The 20,071-nt window shown below is 34.6% G+C and carries 15 protein-coding genes and 2 tRNA genes; 8 read left to right on the top strand and 9 right to left on the bottom strand.

Going from position 1 to position 20,071, the window contains the following annotated elements; translation table 11 throughout:
- Positions 1-601: 601 nt before the first annotated feature.
- On the bottom strand, positions 602-2,314 hold the full coding sequence (locus K8V80_RS06725; RefSeq protein ID WP_276776392.1) for a S41 family peptidase: 1,713 nt from the start codon (positions 2,312-2,314) through the stop codon (positions 602-604).
- Between the two features lie 34 nt (positions 2,315-2,348).
- The gene (locus tag K8V80_RS06720) at positions 2,349-3,341 is read right to left on the bottom strand and encodes an adenosine kinase (RefSeq protein ID WP_006743825.1); all 993 of its coding nucleotides are present in this window, start codon (positions 3,339-3,341) and stop codon (positions 2,349-2,351) included.
- Positions 3,342-3,421: 80 nt separating this feature from the next.
- Between K8V80_RS06720 and K8V80_RS06715 the strand changes: the two genes are divergently transcribed.
- The 6 genes from K8V80_RS06715 (at position 3,422) to K8V80_RS06690 (ending at position 8,124) form a co-directional block, all read left to right on the top strand.
- A tRNA-Asn gene (locus K8V80_RS06715) sits at positions 3,422-3,495 on the top strand.
- A 32-nt stretch (positions 3,496-3,527) separates the two neighbouring features.
- A tRNA-Asn gene (locus K8V80_RS06710) sits at positions 3,528-3,601 on the top strand.
- Between the two features lie 245 nt (positions 3,602-3,846).
- A complete protein-coding gene (locus K8V80_RS06705; protein WP_276776390.1) occupies positions 3,847-4,332 on the top strand; it encodes a porin family protein in 486 nt (161 codons plus the stop codon).
- Positions 4,333-4,624: 292 nt separating this feature from the next.
- Positions 4,625-5,332, top strand: coding sequence for a succinate dehydrogenase/fumarate reductase cytochrome b subunit (locus K8V80_RS06700; protein ID WP_006743822.1), 708 nt, complete (start codon positions 4,625-4,627; stop codon positions 5,330-5,332).
- Between the two features lie 60 nt (positions 5,333-5,392).
- Positions 5,393-7,336, top strand: a complete 1,944-nt coding sequence (locus tag K8V80_RS06695; protein WP_276776388.1) for a fumarate reductase/succinate dehydrogenase flavoprotein subunit — start codon at positions 5,393-5,395, stop codon at positions 7,334-7,336.
- 32 nt (positions 7,337-7,368) lie between these two features.
- On the top strand, positions 7,369-8,124 hold the full coding sequence (locus tag K8V80_RS06690) for a succinate dehydrogenase/fumarate reductase iron-sulfur subunit (protein ID WP_276776385.1): 756 nt from the start codon (positions 7,369-7,371) through the stop codon (positions 8,122-8,124).
- Between the two features lie 66 nt (positions 8,125-8,190).
- Here the strand turns inward: K8V80_RS06690 and K8V80_RS06685 are convergent, their stop codons facing one another.
- The 4 genes from K8V80_RS06685 to K8V80_RS06670 all read right to left on the bottom strand — a co-directional run bounded on the left by K8V80_RS06685 (position 8,191) and on the right by K8V80_RS06670 (position 12,330).
- Positions 8,191-9,318 carry a DUF4861 family protein gene (locus K8V80_RS06685; protein WP_172633415.1) on the bottom strand — a complete coding sequence of 376 codons (1,128 nt, stop codon included), beginning with the start codon at positions 9,316-9,318 and terminating at the stop codon, positions 8,191-8,193.
- A 192-nt stretch (positions 9,319-9,510) separates the two neighbouring features.
- A complete protein-coding gene (dprA, locus tag K8V80_RS06680; protein WP_276776380.1) occupies positions 9,511-10,629 on the bottom strand; it encodes a DNA-processing protein DprA in 1,119 nt (372 codons plus the stop codon).
- 4 nt (positions 10,630-10,633) lie between these two features.
- Positions 10,634-11,038 (bottom strand): acyl-CoA thioesterase, encoded by a 405-nt coding sequence (locus K8V80_RS06675; RefSeq protein ID WP_276776377.1) that lies wholly within the window; start codon positions 11,036-11,038, stop codon positions 10,634-10,636.
- 5 nt (positions 11,039-11,043) lie between these two features.
- Positions 11,044-12,330, bottom strand: coding sequence for a peptidase U32 family protein (locus K8V80_RS06670; RefSeq protein ID WP_276776374.1), 1,287 nt, complete (start codon positions 12,328-12,330; stop codon positions 11,044-11,046).
- 235 nt (positions 12,331-12,565) lie between these two features.
- On the opposite strand from K8V80_RS06670, the gene dusB reads away from it, so the two are divergent.
- Positions 12,566-13,555, top strand: a complete 990-nt coding sequence (dusB, locus tag K8V80_RS06665) for a tRNA dihydrouridine synthase DusB (RefSeq protein WP_276776372.1) — start codon at positions 12,566-12,568, stop codon at positions 13,553-13,555.
- 78 nt (positions 13,556-13,633) lie between these two features.
- Here the strand turns inward: dusB and pckA are convergent, their stop codons facing one another.
- Positions 13,634-15,241 carry a phosphoenolpyruvate carboxykinase (ATP) gene (gene pckA, locus K8V80_RS06660; protein ID WP_276776370.1) on the bottom strand — a complete coding sequence of 536 codons (1,608 nt, stop codon included), beginning with the start codon at positions 15,239-15,241 and terminating at the stop codon, positions 13,634-13,636.
- 286 nt (positions 15,242-15,527) lie between these two features.
- Here pckA and upp point away from each other — a divergent pair, with 286 nt between their 5' ends.
- Positions 15,528-16,181, top strand: a complete 654-nt coding sequence (gene upp / locus K8V80_RS06655) for a uracil phosphoribosyltransferase (RefSeq protein ID WP_006743813.1) — start codon at positions 15,528-15,530, stop codon at positions 16,179-16,181.
- A gap of 55 nt (positions 16,182-16,236) precedes the next feature.
- Here the strand turns inward: upp and topA are convergent, their stop codons facing one another.
- Complete coding sequence (gene topA, locus K8V80_RS06650; RefSeq protein ID WP_276776367.1) at positions 16,237-18,684, bottom strand: type I DNA topoisomerase; 2,448 nt, start codon at positions 18,682-18,684, stop codon at positions 16,237-16,239.
- Positions 18,685-18,804: 120 nt separating this feature from the next.
- The coding region (locus tag K8V80_RS06645) for a TonB-dependent receptor (protein WP_276776365.1) at positions 18,805-20,071 on the bottom strand (1,267 nt) is incomplete at its 5' end.

Below are 20,071 nucleotides of genomic sequence, written 5' to 3'. Positions count from 1 at the left end.
GGTAAAATTAAGCGAACTACTTCGAGTAACATTTGAGAATCTTGCATAGCTTTTGTTTTTTCTACAAAGATAATCTTTTTGATGTTCCCCCCCTGCTTTTGCAGGTGATCCAGTATATCTTTAAATTCTTTTAAAGAAGTGATTAATAAATCATACAGTGAATAATAATTCTACTCTTTTGAAAATAAACAAAAAGGTCGATGACCTATTCAACCTCTATCGAATAGTATAAAATTTAATAACCTTTTCATGAAAAGGTTGTTTACTCTAAAAACAGCCTAGTCCTGTTAATTCTAATATCTCTCTTAATGGAGGGATCTTTTGATCATAACACCGATATAGCAAAGACATATCGGTGTCAAAGCATCACCATATCCGTATCATAATTACAATAAATTCTAGCTTTAAGCTCAAATACAAAACGATTTAAATCATTTTGATATATATCAAGAATATAATTACGTGTGATTTACATCATACATAACAACAACTGAGCACAGCTATTGTAGCTTTAAAGTTTTTATTAACTTATTCATGCATATACAAAAAAATAGGACTTCCTTGCGGACAGCCCTATTTAAAATTATTATTTAATATTCTCTTAAGATTTAGTAAGCTTCACACTAATACTATCACTAAGCATAGGTTTAAATGCTGGAGAAAGGATGTTTTTATAAATAGTATTTCCTTTTAAGATACCCACAGCTTCATCCACCTCTTTATCTTGCTTTAAGCGCTCTATAGTACTACCTTTTTGAAAATAATAACGCTTTACTATTTCGAGAGACAAGATATGCTTAATATCCTTAGAGAAATAATCTAAGTCTTTATCTATATTATGCGATAGTTTCTTTTCTAATGCTTCAAACTCTGATTTAGATTCCTCTAGATAACCCTCAAACTCAGCTATCTCCTTTAAGCTAGAGAGAACCTTTTCACTCTGTTGATCATATTTAAAATCTTTACCCTTTATGTATTCTTTAAACTCTTGGTAATCTGCTTCAGAAAGAGCAAAATCTTTAGCTGGAGCTATTTTTTTATGCTTTAAGCAATAATCAGTAGCATAATTAAAAATATGATTCTCTGTAACAAGATAAAATAAAATATTCGGGAGTTTATCTTGCTTTACCTCTATATCAGGCATAATACCAGCACCATCTTTTACTTCACGACCAATCGAAGTATGGAATACAGTCATCAAGCTATCAGGTATTCGCTCTACTTTTCCATCTGCATCTCTATGCGAATAATCAATAGCCTGAACGCAACGCCCACTAGGGATATAGTATTTAGCCGATGTAAGCTTCATATTCGCACCATAAGGCAAGGCTCTAGGAATTTGGACCAAACCCTTTCCGAACGTTTTACTACCTATTACAACACCTCTATCAAGGTCTTGTAATGAACCCGCTAAAATTTCTGCAGCAGAAGCCGTAGAGCCACCAACTAGTAAAACAATTGGTATTTCTGTATCTAATGGTTGGTTCTTTGTAACATAAGTATTAGATGCTTGTTTTATCTTCCCTTTGGTAGTAACAATTGTATCTCCTTTGGGTACAAAGTAATTAACTATTTCTACAGCTTCATCTAACAAGCCTCCTCCATTACTTCTTAAATCAATAATCAAAGACTCAATTCCTTGGTTCTTTAAATCCACAAACGCTTTTTTAAAATCTGCTGCTGGTGTTCCAGAAAAGCTAACAAACTCAATATATCCAACTTTATCTTTTAGCACTCCATAATATGGGATAGTTGGCAACTGTATCGATTTACGAGTAATGGTAAAATCTAAAGGTTTTTCAACTCCTGGACGCTTCACCTTAAGAACAAAGTTTGTACCAATCTCTCCTCTTAGCATTTCACTAACTTGCTGATTATCTTTATCAGAAAGAACAGTATCATCAATCTGCAGTAATATATCGCCCACTTTTAATCCAACTTCTGCAGCAGGCATACCTTCATAGGGCTCTGCAATAACGGAGTATTTATTTTTTGGATCATAAGATATGATAGAACCTATTCCTCCATAAGAACCTTTTATCATCTGCTCTAGCTCACTTTGATCGTCGGCAGGATAATATGAAGTATGAGGATCTAAAGAATACAACATAGCATCAATTGCACGCCTAATAGTAACGTTTGGATCTATTGTATCCACATAAAACATATCTAGCTCTTTAACAATAGAATTAAATATGTCTAAATTCTTAGCTACCTCAAAATTGTGATCTTTTTCAGCTCTAAAAGAGAAAAACACAGCTATACCTACAACAACAGATAAGGATATAACTAATTTCTTTATACCATTTTTCATAAAAAATATTTTTGGTTTACATAAACTCTAGTTTTTATCTATGCATAATAACATCTATCTTCTTCAAAATGTTACTCCATGCAGTATCTATTAACGAAGTTCCAACAACTTCAATAACATGACCAGAAAGAAGAGAACCAATTTCTGCACATTTTAAAAGATTAATTCCACTAATATATCCGTAAAGGAAACCTGCTGCAAAATAATCTCCAGCTCCAGTTGTATCTAATACACTTCTATTATTTAAAGCCTTAGCATGCTTGCAAACCCCATCACACATTACATATGAACCATTTGCACCCACTTTTACTACCGCAATGCTGCATCTCTTTGCAATATAATCTAAGGCTTCCTTCGGATCTCTTAATCCAGAAAAGGCAAAAGCCTCTTCTTCATTAGCAAAAACGATATCAACATAGTTTTCTACTAAGTAAGTGAAAAATTCTAGGTCTTCAGCTACAATATTATAACTCGCTAAGTCAATACATACTTTTACGCCCAATTCTTTAGCTAATTTAACAGCTTTAAGAATTAAATCATGATTTTGTACTAAATAACCTTCTACGTATAGAATATCGTAACCACTATAAATATCATTATGAATATCATAAGCAGACAATTCAGCTGCAGCACCAAGGAAAGTACCGAAAGTACGCTCACCATCAGGAGAAATAAAGGTAGATGCAACACCTGAATTATGCTGTTCATCTATCAATAACTTTGTCTCAATTCCTTTTTTTTTAAATGATCGTTCAAAAAATGTACCAAAATGATCTGAACCAATTTTACCAATAAAACCGACGGGGGTTTGAAGAGATGCAAGAGCTAGTATTGTGTTAGCTGCCGAACCACCAGTAGCTTGATAGGTATCCATTCGGGATAAAATATTTTTTAATTCAATAAATTTTTCTGTGGTTATTAATTGCATACTTCCTTTAGGCAATTCAATCTCTTTCAGGAGGTTATCATTCTCCAAGATGACTAAGATGTCTACCAAAGCATTTCCCAAACCAATTATTTTACTCATTTTTGATATTTTTTTCACAAAGATATTGCATATTTCAAAAAAACCTATTACTTTTGCAACGCATTTGAATAAAAAAACACTCTTCCTTAGCTCAGTTGGTTAGAGCATCTGACTGTTAATCAGAGGGTCCTTGGTTCAAGTCCAAGAGGAAGAGCTTTTATCAAATCAAGAATATAAATTCAATATTCTTCCTTAGCTCAGTTGGTTAGAGCATCTGACTGTTAATCAGAGGGTCCTTGGTTCAAGTCCAAGAGGAAGAGCAAAAAGAGTAAACTTAATTTAGTTTGCTCTTTTTTATTATATAACTCTTTATGCGTACAACAAGCAGAAAATCATAGTACAAGTATTCATTAATATTCTTCTCCTCAACCAAGTCTAAGCGACACACATTCTCAACATAACTATTTTTTCTACACTATATATTATTGCCACTTGAGATGTAAGAAGTAAACATCTCCACACTTTTCATTGTTTTATCATATAGTAACACTAAAACTTAAGAAAAATGAAGAAATTAATGGTATTAGTTTGTGTTTTAATGCTAGGCATTGGAACTAGTTTTGCTCAAAAAGGAGCTAAATCTTTAGGTGTAAATGTAGGATATGGTACAGAAATTGAGAATGTCGGTATTGGAGCAAAGTTCCAATATAATATTCTTGACGATATCCGATTAGAGCCGTCACTTAACTTTTATATGAAAAAAGACGGGTTAAGTATGTGGGATTTAAACCTAAATGCTCACTATCTCTTCCATCTTACAAGTAAATTTAATGTTTATCCTCTAGCAGGTATCACTTATACTAGCTGGAAACAAGATTTAAAAATAGAAAGTGTGGGGTCAGAAACCAGTAATAAGTTTGGAGCGAACGTAGGTTTAGGAGCTGAATATTTTTTAAGCAACAACTTTGTTGTTAACTTAGATATCAAATATCAAGCTATAAAGGATTTTGATCAAGCTGTATTTACATTTGGAGCAGCATATAAGTTTTAAAAACTCAACTTAAACTTATTAATATACAGAACGTTTGCTTACCTTAGTAGGCAAACGTTTTTTATTAAATATTCACAAATAGAGCTCAACAAATATTAAAATTAATTGCTATATTGAGTATTGATTAAATTGCATTGTAATTGCCTATTAACTAAGAGGCAGTCGATTAAAGAAAGAATTCTTTAATTGTTTTTGTATAATCGATGTTTTCATCTATTTTTGCATTTATATAATCTAAAATTAACTGACATTTATAGTTCAAACAATTAAATAATTTTAAAATCAATCATTTATGTGGTTAAAGAATTCATCTATAGGTAGGAAAGTGGTGATGAGTGTTACTGGTATCGCCCTTGTCCTATTTTTAACGTTTCACATGGGGATGAACCTTGTTGCAGTATTCTCGAACCCAGACTACACAGATCCATTGAATAATGGTTACAACCAAATTTGCCACTTTTTAGGAGCAAACTGGTACGCACTTGTAGGAACACTAGGTCTTGCTGCATTATTTATCATTCACATCATTTATGCAATATGGTTAACAATCCAAAACCGTAAAGCTCGTGGTAATGAAAGATATGATGTTGTAGAAAGAAGAGAAACTGTGAAATGGGCATCACAAAACATGTTCGTTTTAGGTCTTATTGTCGTTATTGGTTTAGGTTTGCACCTATTCAATTTCTGGTACAATATGCAATTTCAAGAAATTTTAGGTCATGAGACTGCTGTAACAGCAATAGGTAATGTTGCTGTTTATGATGGATACCAATTTATTAAATTGGCTTTCGCAAATCCTATTTACACAGCACTTTATGTTGTATGGTTAGTAGCTTTATGGTTCCACCTAACTCATGGTTTTTGGAGTGCTATCCAAACTATTGGTTGGAGCAATGATCTATGGATTAATCGATGGAAAACAATCTCAAACATTTACTCTACAATCATTGTAGTATGTTTCTTATTTGTAGTTGTTTGGTTCTACGTCGGTAGCTTATAATTATAGCTATAAACCATAATAAAGTATTTTATAACAAGCATTAAAATTCTAAATTGCATTATGACTAAGTTAAATTCTAAAATACCTGCAGGACCATTAGCTGAAAAATGGCATAATTACAAGAATCACCAGAAGTTGGTGAATCCTGCAAACAAGCGTCGTCTTGACATTATCATTGTTGGTACAGGTTTAGCTGGAGCTTCAGCTGCAGCTTCTCTTGGAGAAATGGGCTTTCATGTAAAGAACTTTTGTATTCAAGACTCACCTCGTCGTGCACACTCAATTGCAGCACAAGGTGGTATCAACGCTGCTAAAAACTATACAAATGACGGTGACTCAGTATACCGTTTATTTTATGATACAATTAAGGGGGGTGACTACCGCGCTAGAGAATCAAACGTATATCGTCTAGCCGAAGTATCTAACGCCATCATTGACCAATGTGTTGCTCAAGGTATTCCTTTCGCTCGTGAATATGGTGGTACACTTGCAAATCGTTCTTTCGGTGGTGCTCAAGTATCTCGTACATTCTATGCACGTGGTCAAACTGGACAACAATTACTTTTAGGTGCTTATTCTGCTTTAATGCGTCAAGTACATCTAGGAACAGTTGAACTTTATACACGTCACGATATGCTCGACCTTGTAGTGATTGATGGCCGTGCTCGTGGTATTATCTCACGTAACCTTGTTACTGGTGAAATAGAACGTTTCTCTGCTCACGCAGTCGTTATTGGCACAGGAGGCTATGGTAACGCATTCTTCCTATCAACTAACGCAATGTCATCAAACGGCTCAGCAGCCATCCAATGTTACAAAAAAGGTGCTCTTTTTGCTAACCCTTGTTATGCTCAAATCCACCCAACATGTATTCCAGTTAATGGTGACAAACAGTCTAAATTAACATTGATGTCTGAATCACTTCGTAATGATGGACGTATTTGGGTTCCTAAAAAACTAGAAGACGCTAAGGCTCTTCAAGCTGGAACAAAACACCCAAATGATATTCCTGACGAAGATCGTGACTTCTATCTAGAACGTAGATACCCTGCATTCGGGAACCTTGTTCCTCGTGATGTAGCTTCTCGTGCTGCTAAGGAACGTTGTGATGCTGGTTTCGGTGTGAATAATACTGGACTTGCAGTATTCCTTGATTTCAAATATGCTATTGATCGTCTTGGTAAAGATGTTGTTGCTGACAGATATGGTAACCTATTCGATATGTATGAAGAAATTAAGAATACAGATCCATATACTTCTCCTATGATGATATTCCCAGCTATCCACTACACAATGGGTGGACTTTGGGTAGATTACGAATTAATGAGTAATATCCCTGGCTTATTCGTAATTGGAGAAGCTAACTTCTCAGACCACGGTGCTAACCGTCTAGGAGCTTCTGCTCTAATGCAAGGTCTTGCAGATGGTTATTTTGTTCTTCCTTATACAATTCAAAACTACCTTTCTGACCAAATTCAGGTACCAAGATTCTCTACAGATCTTCCAGAATTTGCGAATGCAGAAAAAGCAGTAAAAGATAAAATTGAAAAACTAAAATCTATTAATGGAAAACGTTCTGTAGACTCTCTGCACAAAGAATTAGGTCTTATTATGTGGGACTTCGTTGGAATGGGTCGTACTGCAGAATCTCTTAAAACAGCTCTTGTAAGATTAAAAGAGGTGAAAAAAGAATTCTGGGCAAACGTTCGTATCCCTGGTGGAGTTAATGAACTAAACGTAGAACTTGAAAAAGCTTTACGTGTAGCAGATTTCATTGATGTTGGTTTACTTATGGCTCATGATGCTCTTATGCGTGAGGAATCATGTGGTGGCCACTTCAGAGAAGAACACCAAACAGAAGAAGGAGAAGCTCTTCGCCATGATGATAAATTCTTCTTCGTTGGTTGTTGGAAATACACTGGTGAAGATACAGACCCAGAACTTATTAAAGAAGACTTAGTGTACGAAGAAACTAAAGTTCAAACACGTAACTACAAGTCATAATTTTAGTTTAATCAAAAAAAGAAATTCTTACAATGGATAAAAATATAAGTTTTACACTAAAAGTTTGGCGTCAAAAAGGACCTAAGGCTAAAGGTGCTTTCGAAACATTCCAAATGAAAGATATTCACCAGTCAGTGTCTCTTCTTGAAATGCTTGATATTTTAAACGAGCAGTTAATCAATGATGGAAAAGAGCCTATAGTGTTTGACCACGACTGTCGTGAAGGTATTTGCGGTATGTGTTCTTTATACATCAATGGTCACCCTCATGGACCTGGTACAAGAGCTACTACTTGCCAAGTTTACATGCGCCGTTTCAATGATGGCGATACTATAACTATTGAACCATGGCGTTCGGCTGGTTTCCCTGTAATTAGAGACCTTATGGTTGATCGTAGTTCTTATGACAAGATCATTCAAGCAGGAGGTTATGTAAGTGTTAATACAGGTGCACCTCAAGATGCTAATGCAATATTGATACCAAAAGACATCGCTGAAAAATCTATGGATGCAGCATCATGTATTGGTTGTGGATCATGCGTAGCAGCTTGTAAAAATGGTTCAGCAATGCTTTTCGTTTCAGCAAAAGTTAGCCAACTAAACTTGTTACCACAAGGTAAAGCTGAAGCAGCAAGACGTGTTAAGGCTATGGTAGCTAAAATGGATGAACTAGGATTTGGTAACTGTACAAACACCCGTGCTTGTGAAGCAGAGTGTCCTAAAGGAATCTCTATCAGCAATATTGCTCGTCTAAATAGAGAATTTATAAAAGCTAAATTGAAAGACTAATTTTTCAATATAGACACAAAAAAAGCCTCAAGAATTCTTGAGGCTTTTTTATTTTCACTATATAACTTATTTATGGAATGTTATTTCAAATGGGTTTTTAAGTGACACTGAATACTCTTTCAAGTATTTACGAAAACTATCAAGACTTCTAAAACCGTATTTACTCCAACCGAAACCAGTGTAATAAATCGTAGCATATGTTGGATGTATCTTAGTCAAAGCTATTGTATTGGAAAATGTATTCGTTTTCTCACGAATAGGGTTAGTATAATCATAAGTATTAACCAAAACTGAATCAATACCAGCAGGAATAATAGCACCTAAATAAATGATTCCATTTTCTTCATCTTCTGGCTCTTCATACAGAAGGAAATTATTTTCGTAATCCACTACTGTAGAATCTTTAGTATCTAGTCTTTTAACAAAACCAACAGCCATCTGCTGATCTTTATCTGGTTGATAAGTTTGTTCTATGCGAGTAAGCTGACTATTAACATCTAAGCTAATACGCTTTACATCTGATATATTTTCTTCACCTACTTCTATGAATGGGTATTTTAAAAGGAAAGTAACTCTAAGAGGTCCTTCATCTAATATCTCATAGCTATCATAATTCTCATTAAGGAACAAAGAATCATTTACAAACAGTCCATTAGCTCCAGCACCTAGAGATCTACCAACATTATAAGGATCACAGCCTTCACCTGTATCTTTATGATAAGAAGAAATCTTATTGATATCTTCATAATACCATTTATCTAATACTAGGCTATCTGTGCGTTTTAAGAAAATATCTAAACCATTACTTGGACCATCATTTTGAATTAATTCTTTTCCATAAAAACGGAAACCCACTCTATTGTTTTCCCAAGAAAAATCACCTTTTCTTTCTGGTCTAAACTTTCCTTCAACTTGAGAAGCAAAGGTTCTCTTCTCTCCAGTTTTAATAATAAATTGACGACTTGAATTAGCCTTTAAATTCGGTTGGAATATTAGCAAACCATTATATGTGATCTGAGAAGGATAAACAACTCCTTGATCATCAGTAATGACTAAACCTACTTCATTACGCCACTTCATATAGTTTTGAAGTTGTAATACTGGAATTTCAACTAATTCCTCTGTTCTATCGAAATCTAGATTATTGGAAATAGTAATATTTACTTGATCACTAGTAGGGGTACAACTAGTCATAAAGAAACAACTGAGCATAAATAACATTGAAAAATAGAAGCTCTTCATTATAAAATGTTTTGTATTAATTAGTTTGTTAGTTCACACAATACACAAGTGGTAGTTTAAGCATAACCTGCTACAGCTACATACCTGGGTGTACTTGAGATCCTGCAAATGTATACAAAATGTAATAAAAAACTCAGAATGTAGCTATAACAAATGGTAAGTTCCTCCTGCTAATGCTTTAAGAACACCTTTCATTTCCAATTCAAAAAGTGTTGTATGCATCGTCTGAATGGGAATATTACATAGAACAACAAGATTATCAATTTGAAGATCTCCTCTTAATTGTAACATTTCTATTACATTTCTCTCTCGACTATTAAGATTTAAACTAGAAATATCTCGATGAATAGGCTTTGTAACTTTTTGTTTTTCAGAGCTACTAGACCACCCTAAGGCATGTATAATATCTTCAAAAGACTCAAACAGCTGAGCTTTATTTTCTTTTATAATCTGATTACAACCCTCTGAGTAAGTATCAGAACAACGCCCTGGCAAAGCAAAGCAATCTCTATTATAACTATTTGCAATATCTGCAGTAATTAATGAGCCTCCTTTTAGAGCAGATTCAATAACTATTGTTGCATCACTAAGCCCTGCAATAATTCGATTACGAGATATGAAGTTTTGTTTTAATGGCTGTGTTGAAATAGGAAACTCTGTAAGTAATCCACCTTGATGAACCATCTGATTAGCAACTGAGCGATGAGCTGCAGGATAAAGGATATCTAATCCATGTGCTAACACCCCCACAGTATTCATGCCTCTATTCAATGATTGCTTATGACTTTCCACATCCACTCCATAAGCAAGTCCACTGACGATTAGAATATCACTATCAAAAGAATACAAACCCTCTATTAGTCTGTTACATTGTTCTTTTCCATACGAAGTGATATTCCTTGTACCTACAATACTTAGTATTCTTCTTGCATTTAAATTAACATCTCCTTTATAATATAAAAGAACAGGATTATCATTACACTCCTTTAAACGTAAAGGATATTTATCTGAAGCATAAGGAATAACCTCAATACCTAGATTGAGAGTTTTATCTAATAATTCTTCCGCAGATATCAATAGCGTATCTTTACACATCTCATCAGCAATAATTGGAGGAATTATACCCTGAGAAACTAGTTGACTTAACTCTTTAAAAGCAAAAGTGGCACTACCAGCCATGCTTAAAATTCTTTTTGCACTGATAGCACCAACTCTTGGTAGTAGGGTTAATGCAATACTATAGATTGCCTCTTCCGTTTGCATTATTTCATTTTATATAGGGAGCAAAGGCATTATCAAAAAGCTCACTATGAGTAAGCTTTCCATGTACCAAGCACACAGCCTCAATTACTGCCTTAGCCACCACTCTGTTATCTTCTTTTCTAAATAGATCTTGATGAAAAGCATATTTAATTCCTTCCTTCGTAATATAGAGCTTAGACACAAATTCATCACCACTTGTTAAGGGTGCCTTTAAAGCCATATTCACTCTAGCGATTACTGGATCAACACCTTGATTATGAAGTTCTAAAACATTAATATTTATCGTATCCAAGAACTCATGTCTAGTATGTTCAAAGTAATGCAGGTAGTTTGCATTATTCACAATTCCTTGCAAATCGCACTCATAGTCACGTACTTTGAAATCTAGTTCAAAAATATACTTTTCCATACACTTCAATTCTTTGATTTATTACTAGCTCGTTTACGTTTTAAATCTTCCGCTTTGACTATCTTATAGAGTTTATCGTTTGGACGTATTTTCTCATCAATTTGTATTGAGAAGTGTTCTCCCTTATGAACAGTATCCACAGCTTTAAGATCAACACGAGGTTGTGCTAGCGTAGTAAATACAGCCCCTGTTGTTGGACCTGTAATCAGTAGTTTATCACCCTCTTTAAGCTCAGAAGCCTCAACCTTGAACTCTGCTACATTAATATTACCAAAGTATTTTATACCTTTACCTACATAAATTTTACGCTCTGTCGCTTCCGACCCATAGTTTTTACTCCATTCACCTAAGCGTTGACCAAGGTAATAACCATCCCAGAAACCTCTGTTAAATACGGTTTTTAATCTTCCATCCCAAGCTTCAATTTTATCATCAGTAAATGTATCATTAAGTACTGATTCAATTGCTTGTTTATAGCATTCTACTACAGTACGAACATATTCTGCTCCACGAGCACGACCCTCTATTTTAAAGACTCTAACACCTGCATCCATCATTTTATTGATAAAATGAATTGTTTTCAAATCTTTAGGAGACATGATATATTCATTTTCAACATCCAACTCGATACCTGTATCCTTATCCGTCACAGTATATGCTCTACGGCAAATTTGCATACAAGCACCTCGATTTGCAGAATGTCCCATTTCATGAAGAGATAAGTAACACTTACCCGAAACAGCCATACAAAGAGCTCCATGACAGAACATCTCTATACGAATCAATCTTCCACTAGGACCACAGATGTTTTGGTCAATTATTTGCTCATAAATTTCTGCCACTTGCTCCATATTTAGTTCGCGAGCAAGTACTACAACATCAGCAAAATTAGCATAAAATTTCAACGCCTCAACATTGGTGATATTAAGCTGTGTAGAAAGGTGAATTTCTTGTCCTATCTCTTTTGCATAGCTCATTACTGCTACATCACTCGCTATAATTGCAGAAATATTAGCAGTTTTGGCTGCGTCAACAATTTGCTTCATTAGGTTAATATCATTATCATAAATAATAGTATTAACAGTCAAATAGCTCTGCATATTATGCTCATCGCAAGTTTTTGCAATCTCTTTCAGATCATCAATAGTGAATGTATTTGCAGAACGAGCACGCATATTCAAATTCTCTATACCGAAGTATATGGAGTTGGCTCCAGCTTGTATTGCAGCAGCAAGAGATTCTCTTGAACCAACAGGAGCCATTATTTCAAAGTCTTCTAATTTATAATTCATAGCTTATAAAACATAGTAATAAAATATATGTTTATAATAATATTGAAAGAAAAATCAACATTACCTTAAACACCTCTATACCTCTCTAGATTATTAAGTTACATGAAGTTATAAATTCACATACAACTTAGTAAAAATAAAATCTGAAGGTTATAAACGATACAAAGGTAGACTTTTTTCTGTATTTTTGCAGTAAAATTAGAATTAGTATAAATAATATAGATATCCAAAAGGAATGAAAATAAGAGATATAGACCTAGGAAAAAATCCTGTATTCCTTGCTCCAATGGAAGATGTTACCGATCCAGCATTTCGATTAATGTGTAAACGTTTTGGCGCAGATATGGTGTATACAGAGTTTGTTTCTAGTGACGCTTTAATCAGATATGTAAATAGAACAACAGAAAAACTAAAAATATATGATGAGGAGAGACCTGTAGCTATCCAAATTTATGGTAAAGAAACAGATGCTATGGTCGAAGCTGCAAAAATAGTAGAAGAGGCTAAACCTGATATACTAGATATAAACTTTGGCTGCCCTGTACGTAAAGTTGCAGGTAAAGGTGCTGGTTCAGGTATGATGAAGACTCCCGAAAAAATGATTGCAATCACTAAAGCAGTAGTTGATGCTGTAAAAATACCAGTTACAGTTAAAACTCGCCTAGGCTGGGATGATGACAACAAAATAATAGTCGAACTAGCAGAACAATTACAAGACTGTGGTATTGAAGCTCTTACCATTCATGGAAGAACGAGGGCTCAAATGTATACAGGGGAAGCAGACTGGACACTGATAGGAGAAGTCAAAAATAATCCTCGTATGCATATCCCCATAATTGGTAATGGAGATATTACATCTGCAGAGTCAGCCAAGGACCATTTCGAGAAATATGGTGTTGATGCTATTATGATTGGTAGGGCAAGCTTTGGAAGACCTTGGATCTTTGAAGAAGTAAAGCATTATTTAGAAACTGGGGAAAAATTAGAACCTAGGCCTTTTAAGTGGTACTTATCTATTTTAAAAGAACAAGTAGCCAACAGTATTGAAAGATTAGATGAACGTAGAGGAATACTTCATACAAGAAGACATTTAGCTTCAACTCCCTTATTTAAGGGTATACCAAATTTTAAAGAAACAAGAATAGCCATTTTAAGAAGTGAAACTGCTGAAGAACTATATGCTATACTTGACGAAATACCTGATAAATTCAATATCACAGAATAAATTCTCATTATTAATCATAAAAAAAGAGGATGCCTAGGCATCCTCTTTTCAATTAAATATATTATGATCAAAATTAGATTATAATTTTGGACCAGCAGCAACTAGAGCTTTACCAGCTTCGTTATGTTCAAATTTAGCAAAGTTCTTGATGAAACGGTTTGCTAGATCTTCAGCTTTTTCTGTCCATTCTGAAGCATTAGCATAAGTATCACGTGGATCAAGGATCTCAGCGTGTACACCTGGAAGTTCAGTTGGTACTTCAAAGTTGAAGAAAGGAATATGTTTAGTTGGAGCTTTGTCGATAGAACCATTCAAGATTGCATCGATAATACCACGTGTGTCTTTAATAGAGATACGTTTTCCTGTACCATTCCATCCTGTATTAACCAAGTATGCTTTAGCACCTGATTTTTCCATCTTCTTAACTAGTTCTTCAGCGTATTTTGTTGGGTGAAGAGTTAAGAATGCTGCACCAAAACATGCAGAGAAAGTAGGAGTTGGTTCAGTAATACCACGTTCTGTACCAGCAAGTTTTGCTGTGAAACCAGACAAGAAGTAATACTTAGTTTGTTCTGGAGTCAAAATTGATACTGGAGGAAGTACACCGAAAGCATCAGCTGACAAGAAAATCACTTGTTTTGCAGCAGGAGCTTTAGAAATTGGTTTTACGATGTTATCAATGTGGTAAATAGGGTAAGAAACACGAGTGTTTTCTGTAACTGACTTATCTTCAAAATCAATTTTACCAGCTGCATCAACTGTAACGTTTTCTAGAAGAGCATCACGTTTGATTGCATTGTAGATATCAGGTTCATTTTCTTTACTTAGGTTGATAACTTTTGCATAACAACCACCTTCAAAGTTGAATACACCTTCGTCATCCCATCCGTGTTCGTCATCACCGATTAGTTCACGTTTTGGATCTGTTGAAAGAGTTGTTTTACCAGTACCTGAAAGACCAAAGAAAATAGCTGTATTTTCGTTGTTTTTGTCTGTGTTAGCTGAACAGTGCATAGCAGCGATACCTTGTAGAGGAAGGCGATAGTTCATATATGAGAACATACCTTTCTTCATTTCACCACCGTACCATGTGTTCAAGATAACTTGGATTTTTTCTGTAAAGTTAAATACAACAGCAGTTTCTGAGTTTAAACCTAGTTCTTTGTAGTTTTCAACTTTAGCTTTTGAAGCGTTCATTACTACAAAATCAGGTTCTCCGAAGTTAGCTAGTTCGTCAGCTGTTGGACGGATAAACATATTAGTAACGAAGTGAGCTTGCCATGCAACTTCCATGATAAAACGGATTTTCAAACGAGTATTTTCGTTAGCACCGCAGAAAGCATCAACTACATATAATTTCTTATTAGAAAGTTCTTTTGTAGCTAACGTTTTAACAGCTTTCCAACATTCTTGTGTTGCTGGTTTATTATCGTTTTTATATTCTGGAGTATTCCACCATACAGTGTTCTCAGTAATACTATCTTTAACGATAAATTTATCTTTAGGTGAACGACCAGTATAAACACCAGTCATTACATTAACTGCGCCTAATTCTGTTACTTGACCTTTTTCAAAGCCTGTTAAACCTGATTGGGTTTCTTCTTCAAAAAGAGTTTCGTAAGAAGGGTTGTGTAAAAGTTCTGTTACACCAGTAATACCGTACTTGCTTAAATCTAATTTTGCCATTTTTAAAAGTTTAATAATTGGTATATATTAAAATATTTTTAATCGCTTTCTTGTGTGAAAGATTTAATGCTATAAAGTTAGCATTCGTTTCTTTGATTTCACACACAAAAGTAATATAAAGTTTTAAACTAAGTAATTTATTAAGGAAAAATTTCCCTAATGATAGAGCTTTAACATTTTAAAACCAAAATCTGTAAACCGAGTATTGCAAATTGGAATAATATCCGTTACTTTGCAACCAAAATATCTATATAAACTTCCCAAAAGTTTAAAACCATCTATTTAAATGAAGATAATTAATCTCAATGACAACAACACAATACTAAATCAGTTTGTGTCAGAAGTTAGAAATGTAGAGGTTCAGAATGACAGACTTCGATTTAGACGTAATTTAGAAAGAATCGGAGAAATCATGGCTTATGAAATAAGTAAGACCTTTACTTACTCTCCCAAACAAGTAACAACACCACTTGGAACAGCAACTGTTAATACTCCCGATACCGAAGTTGTTATTAGTACAATCCTAAGAGCTGGATTACCTTTCCATCAAGGTGTTTTACGTTATTTAGACTATGCAGAAAATGCTTTTGTCTCTGCATATCGTAAATACAAAGACACTCTAAAATTTGATATTCATATTGAATATTTAGCATCTCCTCGAATTGATGATAAAGTCCTTATCATTACCGATCCGATGTTGGCTACTGGAGGCAGTATGGAACTTAGCTACCAAGCTATGTTAACTAAAGGAAAGCCTGCGCACATTCATGTGGTATCAATTATTGCTAGCCAAGCAGCCGTTGATCATATAGCAAGTATCTTCCCTGAAGATAGAACTACTATCTGGTGTGCAGCTATCGATCCAGAAATCGATGAACATTCATATATTGTTCCTGGACTAGGTGATGCTGGTGATCTAGCTTACGGAGAAAAAGAGTAATATCTACAAAAAAGAAATAAAAAACGCGAGTAAATTTACTCGCGTTTTTTATAATCTATTTTTTAGTTGTAGTCTTTTTCTTTGTTGATTTTGTTTCTTTAGCTGCCGCCTTAGTTGTAGCTTTAGCTGTGGACTTAGTAGTCTTAGTAGTTTTTGTTGTCGTTTTCTTCTTTGCTCGACTTTTTTTAGGTTTCGCCGATTTATCAGATTGTAATTTAACAATATCCAAACAAGCCTCTAAACTCAAATCTTGAGGAACAATATCTTTAGGTATCTTATAGTTTTTACCTTTATAAGCTATATACGGACCATATCTACCATTCTTAACTTCTAATTCAGGCTCTTCCTCAAAAGATTTAATATGACGTTTTGCTTCTTCTTCCCGCTTAGCCTTTATTAACTCTAAGCTTTCCTCAAGTGTAATTTTAAGAGGATCCATAGTTTTAGGAATTGAAACATATTTACCATCATGACGCACATAAGGACCAAATCTTCCGGCACCAATAATGACTTCAGAATCTTCAAACTCACCTACTGTTCGTGGTAATTTAAATAATTCTAAGGCTTCCTCTAAAGTAATAGTTTCAATAGATTGACCTTTTTTCAATTGAGAGAAACGAGGTTTTTCTTCATCATCAGCACTACCTATTTGAACAACAGGTCCATATCTACCTATCTTCACAGAAACAGGCTTTCCCGACTTAGGATCATCACCCAAAAGACGCTCTCCTACCTTACGTTCCATCTTGGTATTCATTGTTGTCTCAACAGCAGGATGGAATTTCTCGTAGAATATATGCATCATCTCTGTCCATTCTTCTTTACCAGCAGCTATTTCATCAAATTGCTTTTCAATATTGGCTGTAAAGTTATAATCTAATATACCTGGAAAGAATTCTGTTAAGAAATCGTTTACTACGCAGCCTACATCTGTAGGAAATAGCTTAGACTTTTCACGACCTACTATTTCAGTTTCTTGTTGATCAGAAACTTCTCCATCTCTAAGTACTAAAAGGTTATAAATTCTTTCTTCTCCTTCTTTATCTCCCTTTTCAACATATTGCCTTTGCTGAATAGTTGAAATAGTTGGGGCATAAGTTGACGGACGACCAATTCCTAATTCCTCCATCTTACGAACCAAACTAGCCTCCGTGTACCTTGGTGGGCGCTGAGTAAAGCGTTCAGTCGCCATTATTCCTTGATAGTCTAGATTTTGACCAACCTTTAGGGGAGGAAGAATTGCTGCCTCATCCCTCTGTTCTAAATCTTCATCATCGTAGGATTCTCGGTATACATGCAAAAAACCGTCAAACTTAATAACTTCTCCAGTAGCAGTAAAATTACCATCCACACCTTCTGATCCTATAGTAGCAGTTGTCTTCTCAAGTTCTGCAGGAGCCATCTGAGAAGCTATCGTGCGCTTCCATATTAAATCGTAAAGGCGTTTTTCTTGAGAACTACCATCAATAGACGAGTTCTCCATATAGGTAGGACGAATTGCTTCGTGGGCTTCCTGAGCACCTTTGCTCTTGGTTGCAAAATTGCGAGATTTAGAATACTCCTCACCCCACATTTTAATAATTGCATCCTTACTAGTATTTATTGCTAGTTGTGATAGATTTACTGAGTCGGTACGCATATAAGTGATCAATCCCGATTCATATAACCGTTGAGCAACCATCATAGTTTGAGCAACGGTAAAACCAAGTTTACGTGCCGCTTCTTGTTGTAGTGTTGATGTTGTAAAAGGAGCAGCAGGATTCTTTTTTACAGGCTTAGTTGTAATGTCATCAATAACGAATTGAGCCTTTTTACAACTATCCAAAAAGGCTTCTGCTTCTTTTTTTGTTTTAAGACGTTTTGAAAGCTCAGCTTTCATTTCTACCATCTGACCATCCTCATCTGGAATAAGGAATACTGCAGTAACCCGATAAGAAGGAGTACTCTTAAAATCTTGAATCTCTCTTTCTCTTTCGACAATTAACCGTACAGCAACAGATTGAACACGACCAGCTGATAAAGAAGGCTTTACTTTACGCCATAATACTGGAGATAATTCAAAACCCACAATACGGTCGAGGATACGTCTAGCTTGTTGAGCATTGACTAAATTCTCATCAATCTTACGTGGTTCTTCTATTGCTTTAAGTATTGCAGTCTTTGTAATTTCATGGAATACAATACGTTTTGTTTTATCGGGTGTTAATCCTAGTACTTCATAAAGATGCCATGATATAGCTTCTCCCTCACGGTCCTCATCGGATGCGAGCCATACCATATTAGCTTTCTTAGCTTCACTTTTAAGTTCAGCTACTAAACTTTTCTTATCAGAAGGAATTTCGTATGCTGGTTCAAAATTATTATCTACATCAATACTAAACTCTTTCTTCTTTAGGTCTCTAATATGCCCATAACTCGACATTACTTTGAAATCCTCACCTAAGAATTTCTCAATAGTCTTTGCTTTGGCCGGAGACTCAACTATCACTAGATTTTTTTGCATATCTATAATTAAACAAAAATTTGTTTAAAATCAATCATTCAACAAAATAAAGAATTACAAGAAAACAGACTCAAAACATCCTTTTTATAAGAATTTATCAAGCTGCTTTCTTCTTTTAGGTTAAAATTGGAAACTTAAACCAGCCATAAAATTAATGCCCTCAATTGGATAACCATAATAATATTGGAACTTTTTATTCAATATATTATCTACTGTCGCATATACAGAGAGCTGTTTTAGTACTGTATAACGCATATTAGCAGAAAGATTACTTATGTTCTCAACCTCAAAATAATTTGTCCAAAGCTCAGGTTGTTCTCTTGTTACTAATTTATAATTTAACCCTATTTGAAGAGGTTTTATCGGTTTTACAAGAATACCTGCTTCTACATCCATCTTAGGTTTAAACAGTAAAGCATTGTTATTGTATCCATCTGTTTTCCATTTATAACCTGAAGCTGCTAAATTCAGTTGAACGATGTTCTTATAATCGTATTGAATAGTAGCTCCACCGTAGAAGTTTTTTGTGTCTTCATTGGCAAAGTAAGTTAAAGTATTCGTTGGTACAACTACATTTTGATATAAATCATCCTTTAATTTCTGAAATCCTCCGTATATATTTATCCATAAACCCGGAATTGGACTCGCTTTAAAGCCTAAAGACGCATTGAGTTGCTCATAAGTATCTCTATTCTTTTTCAATATAAAGGTATATGGAGACAATGTTTCGTATCTTCTAAAAGTGGTATTAATTCTTCCTCCTTTGGCATTAGCATACAAAACATAACTATCAGAAAAGATATATTGTACCTGAACATCTGGAGAAACTAAAAAACTCTCTCCAAAGCCAAAACCTAAATCTAAATGTGCACCAAGACGAATTTTCCAGCTATCCAAATCTAAAGCATAGTATGGATTTAAGTCTAAGGTTGTAGAATTCTTAATAGAGTCACTATTCACAATTCTATTGTACATATCAAGATCCAAACCGAGTTTGTTTTCTTCATCTAAAACAGTCCAAAACTTAGCATCTGTCTTAACTAAAGATTCTTTTAATTCTTGATTATCTACGATATCATTTTGGCGGCTATAGAACATGAATTGTGCTGTAACATCATATAATATACGAGCAAACTCATCTGTTGACTTCGCACCTACTCCAAAGTTCCCCATTGAAAACCGCTGCTTTGGAGCATTAAAGTTTTCAAAAAGCTCATCTCCAAATGCACCATCCAAAGGTGTAGATTGATCCATAAAATTGAAGTTATGGACACCCATGCCTCCAAAAACATTCAAATCAACAAGATCAAATTGATGCTTGTAATCTATGCCTCCAACAGTTTTGTAATAACGAGCTTTCCATTTCGGCTCTCCCTCAAAAGGAGAT

Source organism: Bacteroides coprosuis, assembly GCF_020741705.1.
Lineage (GTDB): Bacteria > Bacteroidota > Bacteroidia > Bacteroidales > Bacteroidaceae > Bacteroides_E > Bacteroides_E coprosuis.
This window is presented reverse-complemented; position numbering and strand designations above follow the sequence as displayed.